16 protein-coding genes are annotated in these 16439 nt (G+C 71.6%); 1 reads left to right on the forward strand and 15 read right to left on the reverse strand.

Features of this window, described 5'->3' with window-relative positions; genetic code table 11:
• The 6 genes from AB0K51_RS05810 to AB0K51_RS05835 form a co-directional block, all read right to left on the reverse strand.
• Positions 1-690: an SDR family oxidoreductase gene (locus tag AB0K51_RS05810; protein WP_363450903.1), complete on the reverse strand. Its 690-nt coding sequence runs from the start codon at positions 688-690 to the stop codon at positions 1-3.
• Between the two features lie 12 nt (positions 691-702).
• Positions 703-1236, reverse strand: coding sequence for a TIGR00730 family Rossman fold protein (locus AB0K51_RS05815; protein WP_363450906.1), 534 nt, complete (start codon positions 1234-1236; stop codon positions 703-705).
• A gap of 53 nt (positions 1237-1289) precedes the next feature.
• Positions 1290-2435 carry a tRNA 2-thiouridine(34) synthase MnmA gene (mnmA, locus tag AB0K51_RS05820; protein WP_363450908.1) on the reverse strand — a complete coding sequence of 382 codons (1146 nt, stop codon included), beginning with the start codon at positions 2433-2435 and terminating at the stop codon, positions 1290-1292.
• A gap of 133 nt (positions 2436-2568) precedes the next feature.
• Positions 2569-3948: an MFS transporter gene (locus tag AB0K51_RS05825; protein ID WP_363450910.1), complete on the reverse strand. Its 1380-nt coding sequence runs from the start codon at positions 3946-3948 to the stop codon at positions 2569-2571.
• A 134-nt stretch (positions 3949-4082) separates the two neighbouring features.
• Positions 4083-4571, reverse strand: a complete 489-nt coding sequence (locus tag AB0K51_RS05830) for a MarR family transcriptional regulator (RefSeq protein WP_363450913.1) — start codon at positions 4569-4571, stop codon at positions 4083-4085.
• Between the two features lie 45 nt (positions 4572-4616).
• Positions 4617-5798 (reverse strand): cysteine desulfurase family protein, encoded by a 1182-nt coding sequence (locus AB0K51_RS05835; protein ID WP_363450915.1) that lies wholly within the window; start codon positions 5796-5798, stop codon positions 4617-4619.
• A 107-nt stretch (positions 5799-5905) separates the two neighbouring features.
• On the opposite strand from AB0K51_RS05835, the gene AB0K51_RS05840 reads away from it, so the two are divergent.
• Positions 5906-6727: an IclR family transcriptional regulator gene (locus AB0K51_RS05840; RefSeq protein WP_363450917.1), complete on the forward strand. Its 822-nt coding sequence runs from the start codon at positions 5906-5908 to the stop codon at positions 6725-6727.
• On the opposite strand, the gene AB0K51_RS05845 is transcribed toward AB0K51_RS05840, so the two are convergent.
• The 9 genes from AB0K51_RS05845 to AB0K51_RS05885 all read right to left on the reverse strand — a co-directional run bounded on the left by AB0K51_RS05845 (position 6663) and on the right by AB0K51_RS05885 (position 16165).
• The gene (locus tag AB0K51_RS05845; protein WP_363450919.1) at positions 6663-7322 is read right to left on the reverse strand and encodes a trimeric intracellular cation channel family protein; all 660 of its coding nucleotides are present in this window, start codon (positions 7320-7322) and stop codon (positions 6663-6665) included. The genes AB0K51_RS05840 and AB0K51_RS05845 overlap by 65 nt on opposite strands.
• 45 nt (positions 7323-7367) lie before the next feature.
• On the reverse strand, positions 7368-8147 hold the full coding sequence (locus tag AB0K51_RS05850) for a ferritin-like domain-containing protein (RefSeq protein WP_363450921.1): 780 nt from the start codon (positions 8145-8147) through the stop codon (positions 7368-7370).
• A gap of 121 nt (positions 8148-8268) precedes the next feature.
• Positions 8269-9183 carry a hypothetical protein gene (locus AB0K51_RS05855; RefSeq protein ID WP_363450924.1) on the reverse strand — a complete coding sequence of 305 codons (915 nt, stop codon included), beginning with the start codon at positions 9181-9183 and terminating at the stop codon, positions 8269-8271.
• 26 nt (positions 9184-9209) lie between these two features.
• On the reverse strand, positions 9210-9998 hold the full coding sequence (locus tag AB0K51_RS05860) for a class I SAM-dependent methyltransferase (protein WP_363450926.1): 789 nt from the start codon (positions 9996-9998) through the stop codon (positions 9210-9212).
• Positions 9999-10127: 129 nt separating this feature from the next.
• Positions 10128-11177 (reverse strand): dipeptide ABC transporter ATP-binding protein, encoded by a 1050-nt coding sequence (locus tag AB0K51_RS05865; protein WP_363450928.1) that lies wholly within the window; start codon positions 11175-11177, stop codon positions 10128-10130.
• 28 nt (positions 11178-11205) lie between these two features.
• Complete coding sequence (locus tag AB0K51_RS05870) at positions 11206-12252, reverse strand: ABC transporter ATP-binding protein (protein ID WP_363450930.1); 1047 nt, start codon at positions 12250-12252, stop codon at positions 11206-11208.
• Positions 12249-13247: an ABC transporter permease gene (locus AB0K51_RS05875; RefSeq protein WP_363450932.1), complete on the reverse strand. Its 999-nt coding sequence runs from the start codon at positions 13245-13247 to the stop codon at positions 12249-12251. The genes AB0K51_RS05870 and AB0K51_RS05875 overlap by 4 nt, the downstream gene beginning before the upstream one ends.
• A gap of 116 nt (positions 13248-13363) precedes the next feature.
• On the reverse strand, positions 13364-15136 hold the full coding sequence (locus AB0K51_RS05880) for an ABC transporter substrate-binding protein (RefSeq protein WP_363450935.1): 1773 nt from the start codon (positions 15134-15136) through the stop codon (positions 13364-13366).
• A gap of 30 nt (positions 15137-15166) precedes the next feature.
• Entirely contained in the window at positions 15167-16165 is a 999-nt protein-coding gene (locus tag AB0K51_RS05885; protein WP_363450937.1) for an ABC transporter permease, read from the reverse strand.
• Positions 16166-16439 lie beyond the last annotated feature (274 nt).

Raw genomic sequence — 16439 nt, forward strand, 5'->3', positions numbered from 1 at the left:
CTACTGCCCCGGCCGCACCGTGATCTCGGTGATCTCCGCGTCCCGCGGCAGGTCGAGCGCGGTGACGATCGCGGTGGCCACCGACTCGGGGGCGATCCAGCGCGCCGGGTCGTACTCCTTGCCCTCCTGCTGATGGACCTTCAGCTGCATCGGCGTGGCCGTCCGCCCCGGGTAGACCGTGGTCACCCGCACGCCGTGGCCGTGCTCCTCCTGCCGCAGCGCGTCGGCCAGCGCCCGCACCGCGAACTTGCTCGCCGCGTACGACCCCCAGGTCGCGTCGGCGCGCAGCCCCGCACCGGAGTTGACGAAGACCACGTGCCCGCGGGCCAGCCGCAGCTGGGGCAGCAGCAGCCGGGTGAGCTCGGCGGGCGCGACGGCGTTGACGTTCAGCTGGTACTGCCACGCCTTCACCGGGGTGTCCCCGACCGTGCCCAGCTCGACCACGCCGGCCACGTGCAGCAGCGAGTCCAGCTCGACCGGCACCGACTGGTGCCCGAACGCCCAGGACAGTTTCGCCGGGTCCTCCAGGTCCCCCACCAGGGTCCGCGCGGCGGGGTAGCGCTCGCGCAACTGCGCGGCGCGGCGGGCGTCGCGGGCGAGCAGCCAGAGCTCGTCACCGCGGGCGGTGAGCCGGTCGGCGACGGCGGCGCCGATGCCGGAGCCGGCTCCGGTCAACAGATGGACACCCATGGGCGCGATCCTTTACGACTGGTGGGCGGTCAGGTGGGCGAGAGCCTCGGCCGGGGTCTGCGCGAACCCGACCAGCTCCGACAACGGACGCGGCAGGAACCCCTCCGCGTCCATCCGTTCGAGCTGCATCCGCAGCCCGGTGTAGAACCCCTCGGTGTCCAGGAAGACCACCGGCTTGTCGTGCAGCGCGTGCTTCTTCAGCTCCAGCACCTCGGTCACCTCGTCGAGCGTCCCGAGCCCGCCGACCAGCACCACCAGCGCATCCCCCCGCGCCAGTAGTTCGGCCTTCCGGGCGGCCAGGTCCGGCGCCATCACCAACTCGTCGGCGCCCTCGTACGACTTGTGCCGCAGGAGCTCCACCGAGATCCCCACCAGCCGCCCCCCGGCCTCCTTCACCCCGTCGGCGAGCAGCCCCATCAGCCCGGCGTGCGACCCGCCCCACACCAGCGTGTGCCCGCCCTCGCCCAGCAGCCGGGCGAACTCGGCGGCCGGGGCGGAGTAGGTGGCGTCGAGCGAGTACGCGGAGCAGAAGACCGTGATGTTCATAGTGCAACCAGTCCTATCACCGGCCGCACCGGAGAGGTCAATCGGAATACCCGTCAGCTCTGCGGAGCCGGCTCCACGGCCCGCTCGGTGGTGGCGATGGTCGCCGAACCGACCACGCGGGTGCCGTCGTAGAGCACCACGGCCTGGCCCGGCGCGATGCCGCGGGCAGGAGTGTCCAGGCGGACGTGCATCTCGTCGCCGCTGAGCACCGCGGTCACCGGCACCTCCTCGCCGTGCGCCCGGAGCTGGGCGGTGTAGCGTCCCTCCCCCACCGCCGGGGTGCCGCACCAGCGCGGACGGATCGCGGTCAGCGCGTGCACGTCGAGCCCGCTGACCGGACCCACGGTGACGGTGTTGTTCACCGGCGAGATGTCCAGCACGTACCGCGGCTTGCCGTCCGCGGCGGGCCGGCCCAGGCGCAGGCCCTTGCGCTGCCCGATGGTGAAGCCGTACGCGCCGTCGTGCTCGCCCAGCTTGGTCCCGTCGGTGTCCAGGATGTCGCCGGGGGCGGTGCCGAGGCGCTCCGCCAGGAAGCCCTGGGTGTCGCCGTCGGTGATGAAGCAGATGTCGTGGCTGTCCGGCTTCTTGGCCACCGCCAGCCCGCGACGCTCCGCCTCCTCGCGGATCACGTCCTTGGTGGTGTCGCCGAGCGGGAACAGCGAGTGCGCGAGCTGCTCCGCGTCCAGCACGCCCAGCACGTACGACTGGTCCTTCGCCGCGTCCACCGCCCGGTGCAGCTCGCGGGCGCCGTCCGGCAGGTCGACGATCCGGGCGTAGTGGCCGGTGCACACCGCGTCGAAGCCCAGCGCGACGGCCTTGTCCAGCAGCGCCGCGAACTTGATCTTCTCGTTGCACCGCAGGCACGGGTTGGGCGTGCGGCCCGCCGCGTACTCCGCGATGAAGTCCTCGATGACGTCCTCGCGGAACCGCTCGGCCAGGTCCCAGACGTAGAACGGGATCCCGATCACGTCGGCGGCCCGCCGGGCGTCCCGCGAGTCCTCCAGCGTGCAACACCCCCGCGCCCCGGTCCGGAACGACTGCGGATTACTGGCCAACGCCAGGTGCACACCCGTCACCTCATGCCCCGCCTCCACGGCACGAGCAGCGGCAACAGCGGAGTCGACACCACCGGACATCGCGGCAAGCACCCGCAGACGGCCGGTGGACGGAGCAATCGGGGCGCCGGGGAAGTCAGTCATGATGCCTCCCAGAGTACAGAAGGCGGGTTCAGGGGCCCGGGGAACGGCGGGAGTGCGTGGCGGTCGGGGTTCCGGGGCGCTGCGAGGTCTGGTCGCGTGGAGGTCTCCAAGACCTGCAGCCGGCTTCAGACCGTCAGGCACTCGCCTCGCCGTTCCCCGAGCCCCCAGACACCTGCGGCAGCGCAGCAGTGAGCGCCATCGCCGCCACCAGCAACACCGCCCCCACCCCGAACGCCAACCGGTAGCCGCCGGCAGCACTGAGCATGGTGAGCACCGCCACCCCCAGTGCCGCGCCCACCTGCTGGGTGGTGGAGAGCAGTCCGGAGCGCAGGCCGGCGTCCTCGGGGCGGGCGTCGGCCATGCCGAGGGCGGTGAGGGCGGTGATGGCGAGGCCGAAGCCGGCGGCGCTGAGCATGGTGGGGAGCAGGTCGGTCGCGTAGTGCAGCGGCCCGGAGGGGAGCCGGGTGAGGAGGCCGAGGCCGACGGTGAGCAGGCCGAGGCCGATGAGCAGAGTGCGGCGCTCGCCGAGGTGGTTGATGGCGCGGGCGGCGACCGCCAGCGACACCACGCCGATCGTGACGGCGGCGGGGAGCATGGCCAGTCCGGTCCCGAGTGCGCCGTAGTGCTGGACGTCCTGGAGGTACAGCGCGATCAGCACCTGGAACCCGAACAGCGCGGCCAGCAGCAGCATCTGGATCACGTTCGCCAGGGCGACCACCCGCTCGCCGAGCATCCGCAGCGGCAGCAGCGGCATCGCGGCCCGGGTCTGCCGGAGCACGAACCCGCCCAGCAGCAGGACCGCGGCTGCCCCGAAGCCCAGCGTGTGGGCGGACGCCCACCCTCGCGGGCCGGCCTCGACGATCGCGTAGACCCCCACCATCAGGCCGGACGTCACCAGGGCCGCGCCGACCGCGTCGACGGCCGCCCGTCCGCCCGACGCCTCGTCAGGTCGCAGCAGCCGGCGGCCCGCCAAGATCGCGGCGGCCCCGATCGGCAGGTTGATGAAGAAGATCCAGTGCCAGCCGAGTCCTTCGGTGAGGACGCCGCCGAGGACCTGGCCGAGCGAGGCGCCGGCCGCGCCGGTGAAGCTGACGGCGCCGAAGGCCTTGGCGCGTTCGGCGGGTTCGGGGAAGAGCGGGACGACCATGCCGAGGCCGACGGCGGAGGCCATCGCACCGCCGGCGCCCTGCAGGAAGCGGGCGGCGATCAGCATCGCGGGGGTGCCGGCCAGGCCGCAGAGCAGCGAGGCGGCGGTGAAGACGGCGAGGCCGGCGAGGTAGATCCGGCGCGGTCCGAGCAGGTCGCCGAGGCGTCCGGCGAGCAGCAACAGTCCGCCGAAGGCGACCACGTAGGCGTCCACCACCCAGGCCAACCCGGCCGGGGAGAAGTGCAGTTGCCGCTGGATCTCGGGCAGCGCGACGGTGGTGATCGAGCCGTCCAGGATCACCATCAGCATGCCGGCGCAGACCACCGCGAGGGCCGGCCAGCGGGCGCGCGTCGGGTTTTCGGACATGACGGGTCTCCCCTCCCTCCGGGCCGCGCACGGACGCGCGACCCCTCACAAGAGAGACCGTAGCAGATAGTTTTGTAATAGACGATCTAATCCAGGACGATCCCGGGACTATCTCCGACCGACCCCGGCCCCACCTACTGCCGCGCCCGCCGCGGCCGCCGCACCGCCTTCTCCCCCACCTCCCCGCCCGCCTCCGGCTCCCGCTTCAGCTTGGTGAGCGCGTCCACCACCACCTGCCGCTCCCCGGGCGAGAGTTCGTCCAGCGCCTCGGCGTGCACCCGGTCGACGATCACCACCCCGCGGCGGACCAGCTCCTCGCCGGCCGGGGTCACCTCGATGACGCGCACTCGCCGGTCGGTCGCGGACGGGCGGCGTTCGGCCAGGCCCGCCCGCTCCAGCTCGTCGGCGGTGACCACCATCGTGGTCTTGTCCAGCCCGGCCAGCGCGGCGAGTTGGGACTGGGTGCGCTCGGCCTCCATGGCGTGCACCAGGACGCAGTGGATGCGCGGCGAGCTGTCGATCTCGGCCAGGGCCAGCGACAGCCGGGTGTTCATGGCGTGGGCGGCCTGCACCAGCAGTTCGGTGAGGTCGCGGACGGTCCGCTGCGGGACGGGTGCGCTCATCCTCCCAGAATACGTCCGGCAGCAGAACGTCCCGCAAGGAACGAATCAGCGCGAGGCGCGCACCAGTCCGGCCCGCCGGGCCCGCTCGACCGCGCCGGGCAGCGCCGCGGCGAGTTCGGCGACGTCCGCCTCGGTGGAGGTGTGGCCGAGCGAGAAGCGCAGCGAGGCCCGGGCGAGTTCGGGGGCGACGCCCATCGCGAGCAGCACGTGGCTGGGCTGCGGGACGCCGGCCGAGCAGGCCGAGCCGGTGGAGCACTCGACGCCGGCCGCGTCGAGCAGCATCAGCAGCGCGTCGCCCTCGCAGCCGGGGAAGGAGAAGTGCGCGTTGGCGGGCAGCCGCCCGGAGCTCGCCGGGTCGCCGTTGAACACGGCGTCGGGCGCGGCGGCGCGCACCACCTCGACCAGCCGGTCGCGCAGCGCGCCGACCCGCTGCGCGTAGCCGGGCTGGCCTTCGACGGCGAGCGCGGCGGCGACCGCGAAGCCCGCCGAGCCGGGCACGTCGAGGGTGCCGGAGCGGACGTCGCGCTCCTGTCCGCCGCCGTGCAGCAGCGGGACGGGCGCGGCGGAGCGGGAGAGCAGCAGCGCGCCGACGCCGTAGGGGCCGCCGACCTTGTGGCCGGTGACGGTGAGCGCGGTGAGCCCGGACTCGGCGAAGGAGACCGGCACCTGGCCGAGCGCCTGCACCGCGTCGGAGTGCATCGGGATGCCGAACTCGGCGGCGACGGCCGCGAGTTCGCGGACCGGCTGGAGGGTGCCGACCTCGTTGTTGGCCCACATCACGGTGACCAGGGCGACCGTCCCCGGGTCCGGCTCGATGGCCGCCCGCAGCGCCTCGGGGTGGATCCGGCCGACGGCGTCCACCGGCAGGTACTCGACCTCGGCGCCCTCGTGCTCGGCCAGCCAGTGCAGGGCGTCCAGCACGGCGTGGTGCTCGATCGGGCTGCTGAGCACCCGTCTGCGGGCCGGGTCGGCGTCCCGCCGGGCCCAGTAGAGGCCCTTGACGGCGAGGTTGTCGGACTCGGTGCCCCCGCCGGTCAGGACGATCTCGCTGGGGCGGGCGCCGAGTGACTCGGCCAGTGACTCCCGGGCCTCCTCGACCGCGCGCCGGGCGCGCCGGCCGGCCGTGTGCAGGGACGAGGCGTTGCCGACCGCCCCGAGGTGCGCCGTCACCGCGGCGATCGCCTCGGGCAGCATCGGAGTGGTGGCGGCGTGATCGAGGTAAGCCATAGCGGCTCCAAGTGTAGGCGGCGGCCGAGTCACGATTTGGCCATTGCACCCTGTGCAACGCGCCGTTAGCCTTCCCGCCAATCCGGGTGTGTAAGGGAGTGGGAACCGTGTCGCAGACCGTCGACCGGGCGCTGACCATCCTGGCCTCGCTGGGCGAGGGGCCCGCCTCGCTGGAACAGGCCGCGGCCAGGATCGGGGTGCACAAGTCCACGGCGCTCCGGCTGCTGCGCACGCTGCAGGAACACGGTTTCGTCACCCGCCAGTCCGACCAGCGCTACCGGCTCGGCGGGCGGCTGTTCGCGCTGGCCCACCAGGCGCTGGAGGGCATCGACATCCGCCAGGTGGCCGCGCCGTACCTGGCGGTACTGAACGAGCGGTACGGGCACACCGTGCACCTGTCGGTGCTGGAGGAGGGCGAGGTGCTCTACCTGGACAAGGTGGAGGCCCGCTACCCGGAGTCGGCCCGCACCTGGCTGGGCGAGGCCAGCCGGATCGGCAAGCGCGCCCCGGCGGTGGCCACCGCGGCGGGCAAGGTGCTGCTGGCCGACCTGCCGCCGGACCGGCTCGGCACCTTCCTCGACGAGCAGGACTTCCCGGCCCGCACCCCGCAGTCGATCCGCAGTGCGGAGGCGTTCCGCGCGGAACTGGCCGAGGTGCGGCGGCTCGGCTGGGCGGTGGACCAGGCCGAGTACCAGGAGTCGGTGAACTGCATCGCCGCGCCGATCGCCGGCACCGAGGGCACCGCGATCGCCGCCTGCTCGATCTCCGCCCCGGTCCGGGTCGCCTCGGTGACCGAGCTGAGCCGGCTGCTGCCGGAGCTGTTGTGCACGGTGGAGGCGATCTCGCTGGCGTACGGCGGCTCCCCTACTCCTCGCTGGTGCGAGAACCGTTGCGGTGCCAAGCACGAGGTGCGCGCCAGCCGTACCTGAGCGCCAGCAGCCGGATCACGAACGCGGCGACGGCCGCCACCGAGGCGCTCAGCGGGGTCAGGTCCCCGGTGGCGATCAGCACCGCGACGATCGCCGAGCCGACCAGCGCGGGCACCGCGTAGATCTCCCGGTCCCAGCGCAGCAGCGAGGGCGGCTCCATCGCCAGCAGGTCGCGGATCACGCCGCCGCCCGCGGCGGTCAGCATGCCGCAGGCGACCGAGGAGACCGAGCCGAGGCCGTAGTCGTGCGCCTTGATGGTGCCGGTGACGCAGAACAGGCCCAGGCCGGCCGCGTCCAGGGTCTGCACCGCGCGGTTGATCCGCTCCACCTCGGGGTGCAGGAAGAACACCACCAGCCCGGCGGCCAGCGGGGTGGAGAAGTAGCCGAGGTTGGTGAACGCGGCCACCGGGAGCGCGCCGATCACCAGGTCCCGCAGCACGCCGCCGCCGAGGGCGGTCGCCTCGGCGAGGACGCAGATGCCGAAGATGTCCATGTTCTTGCGGACCGCCAGCAGGCCGCCGGAGAGGGCGAAGACGAAGATGCCGATCAGGTCGAGGGTCTGCTGGACGGTGTGCGGGAAGATCTCGGAGCTCACCGGGTCAGTCTCCACGGCGGCCTCCGACGGCCCGTCGGCGGGCGGTCAGGCGAAGGTCTCGTGCGGGGCGGGGCCGCCCAGGGCGTTCAGCTTGGCCGGCATCCGCAGCGTGGTCATCCGCCGCCAGCCGCCGACCCGCTCGTACGCGTACACCGCGTGGATGCCCGCGGCCAGCGCCGCCGACTTCGCCTTCGTCCAGCGCAGTTGCTCGCCGAGGTGCGCCATCACCGCCAGGCTGACGTCCCGGTAGGTGCGGATCTCGGCGCGGGCGGTGGTCTGCAGGGTGTCCAGGATGGCCCGGCCGTGGCCGCGGTGGGCCAGTCGCAGCAGCTCCTCGTGGCAGAACGCCAGGTGGTTGTCCTCGTCGTTGGAGATCATCCGGACGGCGCGGCCGAGCTCCGGGTGGTCGCCGAAGATCTTCTTCAGCATCAGCATCTGCTCGGACGCCCGCTGTTCGGTGACCCGGCTGTGCACGAGGTAGGTGATCACGTCCTGCTCGGTGAGCGGCTCGTCGCGGCGCAGCCGGGCGTGCGCGAGGCCGATGCCCTGGCGCTCCAGGATCATCGTGTAGTCGGTGTCGTCGGGGACGTCGACCGGGTCGAGGCCGCGCTTGTGCATCAGCGCCTTGAAGATCCGTCCGTGCTTGTCCTCGTCGGCGCCGTGCCGGGCGACCTTGGGGGCCAGCTCCCGGTCGGGCACCAGTCGGGAGATCCGCCCGTTCTCCCAGCCGCCCTGGTCCTCGCCCTTGGCGGCGATGGAGCAGAACAGCCGGAACGCCTGGTCGTCGTCGTGGATCTCCTGGAACAGACTGCGGGCCGACAGCATGGGACCACCCCTCGAACGGGAAGCCGGTGACATCCGGTCCAGTCAAGGCACCGCCCACGGCCCGGGCAACAGCTCACGCCGCGCACTGCGCCGGACGAAGGACGGCCTTGCCGCAGTCGGGCTAGCCGATCAGCCGGCGGCGCCAGTCCAGGTCCACCACCCGGATCGCGTGGCCCGGGTCGCCGTCCCAACGGACCGTCAGACCGATGTCCCGGAGCGCCTCGGCCACCTCGTGGCCGACCGCCGTGGTGGTCGCCTCCGAGTCGTCGAAGCCCCCGTACAGCAGCATCAGGTCCTCGCCGCGGGCGGCGGACTCGGTGCACTGGCGGTGGAAGTAGACGAAGCCGCGGGCATCCGGCTCGCCGTCCGCCCAGATCTCGCCGTGGCCGCAGCTGCGGCAGCAGGTGAAGTCCTCGCGGGCGGTGATGCCGCGGGCGTCCAGCGCGGCGAAGGCGCGGGTCAGCCGCTCGGGGTCGGTCTCGCCCTGCCAGCTGCGCTGCTCGGCGACCCGCTCCAGCCAGAGCTGGTCGGCGAGTTGCGCGGCCTGCGCCCGGCTGACCGGTCGGCGGTCGCCGTCGACCAGGTATTCCTCGGCCAGTTCGGCGGCGTCCGCGCGGGTCGCGTACCCGCCGGCCAGCAGCAGCCGCACCGCGTCGAGCAGGACGGTCTCGTCCTCGGGCCCGAGGGTCAGCGGGGCGGGTTCGGGCGCCGGGCCGAAGTCCATCGGCTGCCAGTCGACGCCCGCGTCCCAGCCGGCCTCGCCACGGGCCCAGCCGGTGAGCAGTTCGGCGACCCGGCCGAGGTCGGTGACCAGGGTCTCGTAGTGCCGGTCCGGGCCGCCGGCCCGGTGCTCGACCGTCCAACCGCCCTCGACCGGGCAGCTCTGGGCGAACTCCTCCGGCAGGTCGGGGATCCGCGCGAGCACCACGTGCCGTTGCGGGTCGGAGCCCATCGCCCGTACGGCGGCGGCGAGTTCGTCGTCGGTGGGACGCAGCCGGCGGGGGCCGGACTCGGTGCGGACGGTGATCGGCAGCATGGCCGGTACTCTGCCAGGCCGCACTGTCAGGGCCGTACGCCGGTGGCGACCAGCGCGGCCGCGGGGAAGCCCTCCGGGTGGGCGGCGGCCAGCCGGTGGTAGGCGGCGTGGATCCGCTCGACGGTGGCGGGCGGCTGACCCTCGATCAGCGCGGAGGTGAGCACCGTGCCGGAGCGCACGTCGTGCCACCACTGCTCGGGGTCGACCCGGTGCAGCCACCGGACGGGCTCGACCCGGACCTCCGCGAAGCCCGCGCCGGCGAGCAGCGCGGCCAGCCCCTCCGGGGTGGCGTGCGCCGCGAACGGCGCGCTGGGCAGGCCGGTCGGGCGGACGGCGCCGGACTGCTCGAAGGCGTCGAAGAAGATCCCCTGGGCGCGGTTGGCGGCCAGGGTGTCCCAGCAGGAGAGCACGACCCGGCCGCCCGGCTCCAGGACGCGGTGCAGGTCGGCGACGGCCCCCGCCGGGTCCGGCACGTGGTTGATCACGAACGCGCCGACCGCCGCCTCGAACTCCCCGGCCCTGAACGGCAGCCCCGGCAGCACCGCCTGGCACACCGTCACCCCGGGCAGCCCGGCCGCGGTGGCCCGCACCATCTCCACCGCGGCGTCCGTCGCGGTCAGTTCGGCCCCGAGCCCCAGCGCGAGCGCCGCCAGCCGCCCCGTCCCGCAGCCCACCTCCAGCAACCGGGTCCCCGCACCGACCCCCGCCGCCTCCAGCAATCGCCCGTGCACCCCGGCGGTCATCGCCCCGAACCCGCCGTCGTACCCCCCGCTACGGGTCGCCCACCCCCGCCGCTCGAACTCCGCGAACTCCATGAACCGTCTCCCCATACCTGGAATCCGCGCCCCGCCAGGGGCGCGAGTAACTGCGCGAGCAACCCTGGCCGAACGGCAAGATCCGCCCAGCGCGGGGAACTCCCCACCCTGGGCGGATCCGGCAGTGCGTCAGACCGTCGCGTTCTCCGGGAAGTGGCACGCCACCTGGTGCCCCGTCTTCGCGACCGCGAGCGGCGGTTCCTGGCTGGCGCAGATGTCCTGCGCCTTCCAGCACCGGGTGCGGAACCGGCAGCCCGACGGCGGGTTGAGCGGCGAGGGCACGTCACCGGTGAGCAGGATCCGCTCGCGGTTCTCCTTGCGCCGGGGGTCCGGCACCGGCACCGCGGACATCAGCGCGTTGGTGTACGGGTGCATCGGCGCGGTGTAGAGCGAGTCGCGGTCGGCGATCTCCACCACCTTGCCGAGGTACATCACGGCGACCCGGTCGGAGACGTGCCGGACCACCGAGAGGTCGTGCGCGATGATCAGGTAGGTCAGCCCGAGCTCGTTCTGGAGGTCGTCCAGCAGGTTGACCACCTGCGCCTGGATGGAGACGTCCAGCGCGGAGACCGGCTCGTCGGCGACGATCATCTTCGGCTTGAGGGCGAGCGCGCGGGCGATGCCGATGCGCTGGCGCTGGCCGCCGGAGAACTCGTGCGGGTACCGGTTGTAGTGCTCGGGGCTGAGGCCGCAGAGCTCCAACAGGTCCTGGACCGCCCGCTTGACGCCGTGCTCGGTGGCCACCTTCTGCAGCCGGAACGGCGCGCCGACGATGGTGCCGATGGTGTGCCGCGGGTTGAGCGAGGAGTACGGGTCCTGGAAGATCATCTGGATGTCGCGGCGGTAGGGCCGCATCGCCGAGACGCTCAGGTGGGTGATGTCCGCACCCTCGAACTCGATCTTCCCGGAGGTGGGTTCGTCGAGCCGGGTGACCAGGCGGCCCATGGTCGACTTGCCACAGCCGGACTCGCCGACCACGCCGAGGGTCTCGCCGGCGTTGACCGCGAAGTCGATGCCGTCGACCGCGCGCACCGCGCCGACCTGACGCTTCAACAGGCCCTTGGTCACCGGGAAGTGCCGGGTCAGCCCGGTCACCCGCAGCAGCGGTTCGCGGTCCGGGCCGGATGCCTGGGCGGGCACCTTGACGGCCTGCGGGGCCGCCGTCTGGCTGTCCGTCATCGGTTGTCTCCAAGTGGGTGGTACGTGCTCACAGCCGGGGCGCGATCTCTTCGGTGAAGATCCGGTGGCGTTCGGCGATCGGCAGGTGGCAGGCGGCGTGGTGCCGGGGCGCGGCCTCGGCGAGCACGGGCACCTCGCTGGTGGAGCGGCCGCCGGTGAGCTCGGCGTACGGGCAGCGCGGGTGGAAGGCGCAGCCGGACGGCACGTTGATCAGGCTCGGCGGGGTGCCCTTGACCGGGATCAGCCGGTCCTGGAGCTCCCGGTCGAGTCGGGGCATCGAGCCGAGCAGGCCCCAGGTGTAGGGGTGCTCGGGGGATTCGAACAGGGTGGCGGCGGGGCCGCGCTCGACCGGCTTGCCGCCGTACATGACCAGGATGTCGTCGGCCAGTTCGGCGACCACGCCCAGGTCGTGGGTGATGATGATGACGGCGGAGCCGAACTCCTTCTGCAGGTCGCGGATCAGGTCGAGGATCTGCGCCTGGACGGTGACGTCGAGGGCGGTGGTCGGCTCGTCGGCGATCAGCAGCGACGGGTCGTTGACCAGCGCCATCGCGATCATCGCGCGCTGGCGCATGCCGCCGGAGAACTCGTGCGGGTAGCCGTCGACCCGCTTGTCGGGCTGCGGGATGCCGACCCGGTCGAGCATCTCGATGGCGCGGGTGCGGGCCTCCTTCTTGGAGGCGCCGGGGTGGTGCGCCCGGTAGCCCTCAATGATCTGCGCGCCGACCGTGTAGTACGGGTGCATCGCGGTCAGCGGGTCCTGGAAGATCATCGCCATCTTCTGGCCGCGCAGCTTGCGCACCCGGTCCGGCCCGGCGGCGACCAGCTCCTCGCCGTCCAGCCAGATCTCACCGGAGATCTGCGGGGCGCCGCGCTTGGTGCCGGTGCGGTGCAGGCCCATGATCGACAGCGAGGTGACGGACTTTCCGGAACCGGACTCGCCGACGATGCCGAGGGTCTGGCCGCGCTCCAGGTCGAAGCTCAGACCGTTGACGGACTTGACCAGTCCGTCGTCGGTCGGGAAGTGCACCTTCAGGTCGCGGACGGACAGGAAAGGCTTGTCGGTGTTGCTCATGCCAGCCTCACCCGAGGATCGACGACGGCGTACAGCAGGTCAACCGCGAGGTTGGCCAGGATGATGAAGAAGGCCGCGAAGAGGGTCACACCCATGATCACCGGCAGGTCGCTGGAGGCGATCGAGGTGACCGCCTCGTAACCGAGCCCGCGGAGGTTGAAGGTCTTCTCGGTGAGCACCGCACCGCCGAGCAGGCCGCCGAGGTCCATGCCGAAGATGGTCAGGATCGGGGTGAGGGTGGCGCGCATGGCGTGCTTGCCGATGACCACCGGCTCCTTGAGGCCCTTGGCGCGCGCGGTGCGGATGTAGTCCTCGCCGAGGACGTCCAGCAGCGTGGCGCGACTGAGTCGGGCGTAGGTGGCCGCGAACAGGAACGCCAGCGTCACCCACGGCAGCACCAGGCCCTGGAACCAGGAGACCGGGTTGTCGGTGAAGTCGGTGTAGTTGTTCGGGAACCAGCCGAGCTGGTGCACGAAGACCGCGAGGGCGACCAGGCCGGTGAAGTACATCGGCAGCGAGACGCCGGCCAGCGCGACGGTCATGGTGATGCGGTCCAGGGCGGTGCCCCGGCGGAGCGCCGAGATGACGCCGGTGGCGGTGCCGAAGACCAGCCACAGCAGCGAGGCGCCGACCGCGAGCGAGAAGTCCACGCCCACCCGGTCGAGCAGGAGCGGCCACACCTCCCGCTCGGTCTTGAACGAGTAGCCCAGGCAGGGGGCCGCGCAGTGGGTGATGTCGGTGCCGGCGTTGAAGTCCCGGCCGACGAACACGCCCTTGAGGAACAGCCAGAACTGTTCGACGATCGACTTGTCGAGGCCCATCTTGTGGCGGATACCCTCGACGGCCGCGTGGTCCGCGATCTTGCCCACGTAGAGCATCGCGGGGTCGGTCCCGGTGAGCTTGGGCACCATGAAGAAGATGCCGAAAGTCACCGCGGCGACCACCAGCAGCATGAAGACGACGTTGACCAGTCGCCTGACGAGATAAACGAGCACTGCGGTCGGCCCTGCCACGGGCCGACCGGGCTCCCCGGTGGGGGAGTCCCGGCCGACCCGGGCAGGGCCTTCACCTGCCCTTCGGACTAGCGGTGCGAACTACGGGGAGGGTCAGGTCACTTGCCGTCGGAGACGCCGAGCGCCTGGAAGTCCACCTCGCCGAAGGCGTCGGTGATGTAGACGTTGGTCAGGCGCGGGTTGCGCCAGTTGAGGGCCTTGTCGGCGACGATGGGCAGGTAGTAGCCGCCGTCGATCACCTTGTGGTTGATCTTCTTGTAGAAGTCGGCGGCCTTCGCCGGGTCGGTCGACGCCGCGGCCTGGTCGAACCAGCCGTTGATCTCCGGGTCGTTGATGCCGGCGTAGTTGTTGTTGCCGTTGCTGGTGATGAAGCGGCCGTCGACCAGCGGCTGCAGGTAGCCGGAGCCGGTCGGGTAGTCGGCGCCCCAGCCCATCACGATCAGGCCGTAGCCCTTGGTCTTGACGACGTCGGGCGCACCGATGACCGAGGAGATCAGCTTGCCGTCGTACTGGTCGACGGTGACGTCGATGCCGACCGCCTTGAGGGCCGTCTGCAGCGCCACCGCGGAGTTGACCTCCTTCGGCTTGTTGCCGCGGACCGCGATGGTGGTCTTGAAGCCGTCCGGCTTGCCGCAGGCCTTCAGCTCCTCCTTCGCCTTGTCCACGTTCGGCTTGCCCTTGGTGAAGCCGTACGGGTCGTAGTCGTCGGAGCCGAGGATGTTCGGGGGCAGCATCGAGCCGAACAGCGAGCCGGCCACGGAGCCGCCGCGGGCGGTCTGCAGCGCGGTGGTGTCGGCCGCGTACAGCACCGCGTTGCGGCAGTGCTGGTTGTCGAACGGGGCCACCGACGGGGCGATGGTCACGTAGCGGATGAAGCCGTTGTACGGGTCGTCGGTGTGGGCCTTCAGCGCCTGGTCCTGGAGGACCTTGACCTGGGCGGCCTGGGACAGACCGGTCTGCGCCCAGTCGAGGTCGGCGTCGCCGGAGAGCAGGCGGGCGTCCATGTCGTCGGCGTTGGTGGTGACGGTCAGCTTGACGACGTCCGGCAGCGCCTTGCGGAACGGGTCGGAGGCCGGGTCCCAGTTCTCGTTGCGGACCAGCTCGTAGCCCTTGCCCGGCTCGGCCGACTTGAACTTGTACGGGCCGGAGGAGACCGGCTTGTCACCGAACTTGGCGCCGGTGTCCAGCTTCTGCGGGACCGGGGCGGCCGAGCCCATCGCCAGCAGGTAGGGGAAGTCCGAGTTCGGCTTCGCCAGGCTGAAGATGATGGTCGAGTCGTCCGGGGTCTGCACCGACTTCAGGCCCAGCTTGTTCGGGTCGGTGTCGGTGTAGGGGCCCTTGTAGTCCTGGCCCTGGTCGAGCTCGTTGATCAGGTAGGTCGGGCCGCCGGAGATGACGTCCTGCGCGAAGACGCGCTCGATGCCGTACTTGATGTCCTTCGAGGTGATCGGCGAGCCGTCCTCGAACTTCAGGCCGGACTTCAGCTTGAAGGTGTAGGTCTTGCCGTCCGCGGAGATCTCCGGCTTGGCCGAGGCCAGGTCGGGGACGAGGTTCAGGCCGTCCTTGCCCGGCTTGCCGTCGAAGGCCAGCAGGGTGCGGGCGTAGAAGCGCTCGAAGTTCCACACCGAGGCGTAGTAGGCGCGGCCCGGGTCGAGGGAGTCGACGTCGGTGGTGGTCCACAGGTTGAGGGTGCCGCCCTTCTTGTCGGACGGGTTCACCACCTTGTCGGCCGCCGCGTTGAAGCCGGCCGCACCGGACTTGGCGCTGGCGTTGTCGCTGCCCGAGCCGCCCTTGCTGCCGCCGCAGGCCGCGGTGGTGAGGGCGAGGGTGGCCACGAGGGCGGCCGCCGCGAGCGTCCTGTTTCGCTTCATGGTTGGGGGAACCTCCAGAGTTGGGCGGGCTCAGTTGCCCTTGGGGTCGAGCGCGTCACGCAGGCCGTCACCGAAGAGGTTGAAGGCGAGCACGGTGATGAAGATGGCGAGGCCGGGAATCACCATGTAGGTGGGGTCCGCCTGGTAGATCCCGACCGCGTCCGAGAGCATCTGCCCCCAGGACGGGGTGGGCGGCCGGACACCGGCCCCGAGGAAGCTGAGCGCCGCCTCGTTCAAGATGTTGGTGGGGATGATCAGGGTCGTGTAGACCAGGATCGGGGCCACCAGGTTGGGCAGGAGTTCACGGAACAGGATGTGGGCGCGGCCGGCGCCGAGGCTGCGCGCGGCGTCCACGAACTCGCGTTCGCGCAGCGACATCGCCTGGCCTCTGACGATGCGTCCGATGTAGGGCCAGCCGAAGAAGCCGATCACCATCATCAGCACCAGCACGCGAACGGTCGTGTCACCCAGGCCGAGCACCGAGTTGGGGATCACCGACACCAGGGCGATGCTGAACAGGAGCTGCGGGAAGGCCAGCAGCACGTCCATGATCCGGCTGATCACGTTGTCGACCCAGCCGCCGAAGTAGCCGGCCATGATGCCGAGCACCACACCGAAGAGGATCGCCACCGCGGCCGCGCCGAGCGCGACGAGCAGCGAGATCTGGGCCCCGTAGAGGATGCGGGAGAACACGTCCCGGCCGAAGACGGGGTCGACACCGAGCAGGAAGTCCCCGCTGATGCCGCCGAAGGCGCCATTGGGCAGGCCGAGGTCGGGGTTGATCTGGTCCGGGTGCGGCTCGTCGACCGGGTGGCCGAACAGCGCGCTGAGCACCGGTGCGAAGACGGCCGCCAGGATCAGCAGGACCACGACGGCGCCGCCCCCGAGCGCGACCTTGTCGCGCTTCAGGCGGTCCCAGGCGATGCGCCCGGGCGATCGGCCCTCGATCTTCTTGGCAGGCTCCGGAATTGACGCGGCGTCAGGCTGCGAGCCGGCGGCCGGACCGGAGGTCTCGGTGGGTGTGGTCATGAGTCAGTTCGTTCCCCTCGCCGACGGTGGCCGGCCCACGGAGTCGCGTTTGGTGCGGAATGCAGAGCGGTTGCGGTGGTGCCGGACGCCGATGCGGCGGTGCAGAAGTGCGTGAGCAAGCAGGTCATACGGGATGAAGCCGTGTACTGCGTAATGCGGAAGTGCATGGTGCCGCCGCACGGAGGTGCGCATCGTGCGGTTCATGCTGTGGCGGCGGTGCGTTCACCTTCGTGGGGTTCGTCCTGCACTCCGCATTGCGCAGCACTCTCTGTCA

The organism is Kitasatospora sp. NPDC049285, assembly GCF_040678815.1.
Classification (GTDB): domain Bacteria; phylum Actinomycetota; class Actinomycetes; order Streptomycetales; family Streptomycetaceae; genus Kitasatospora.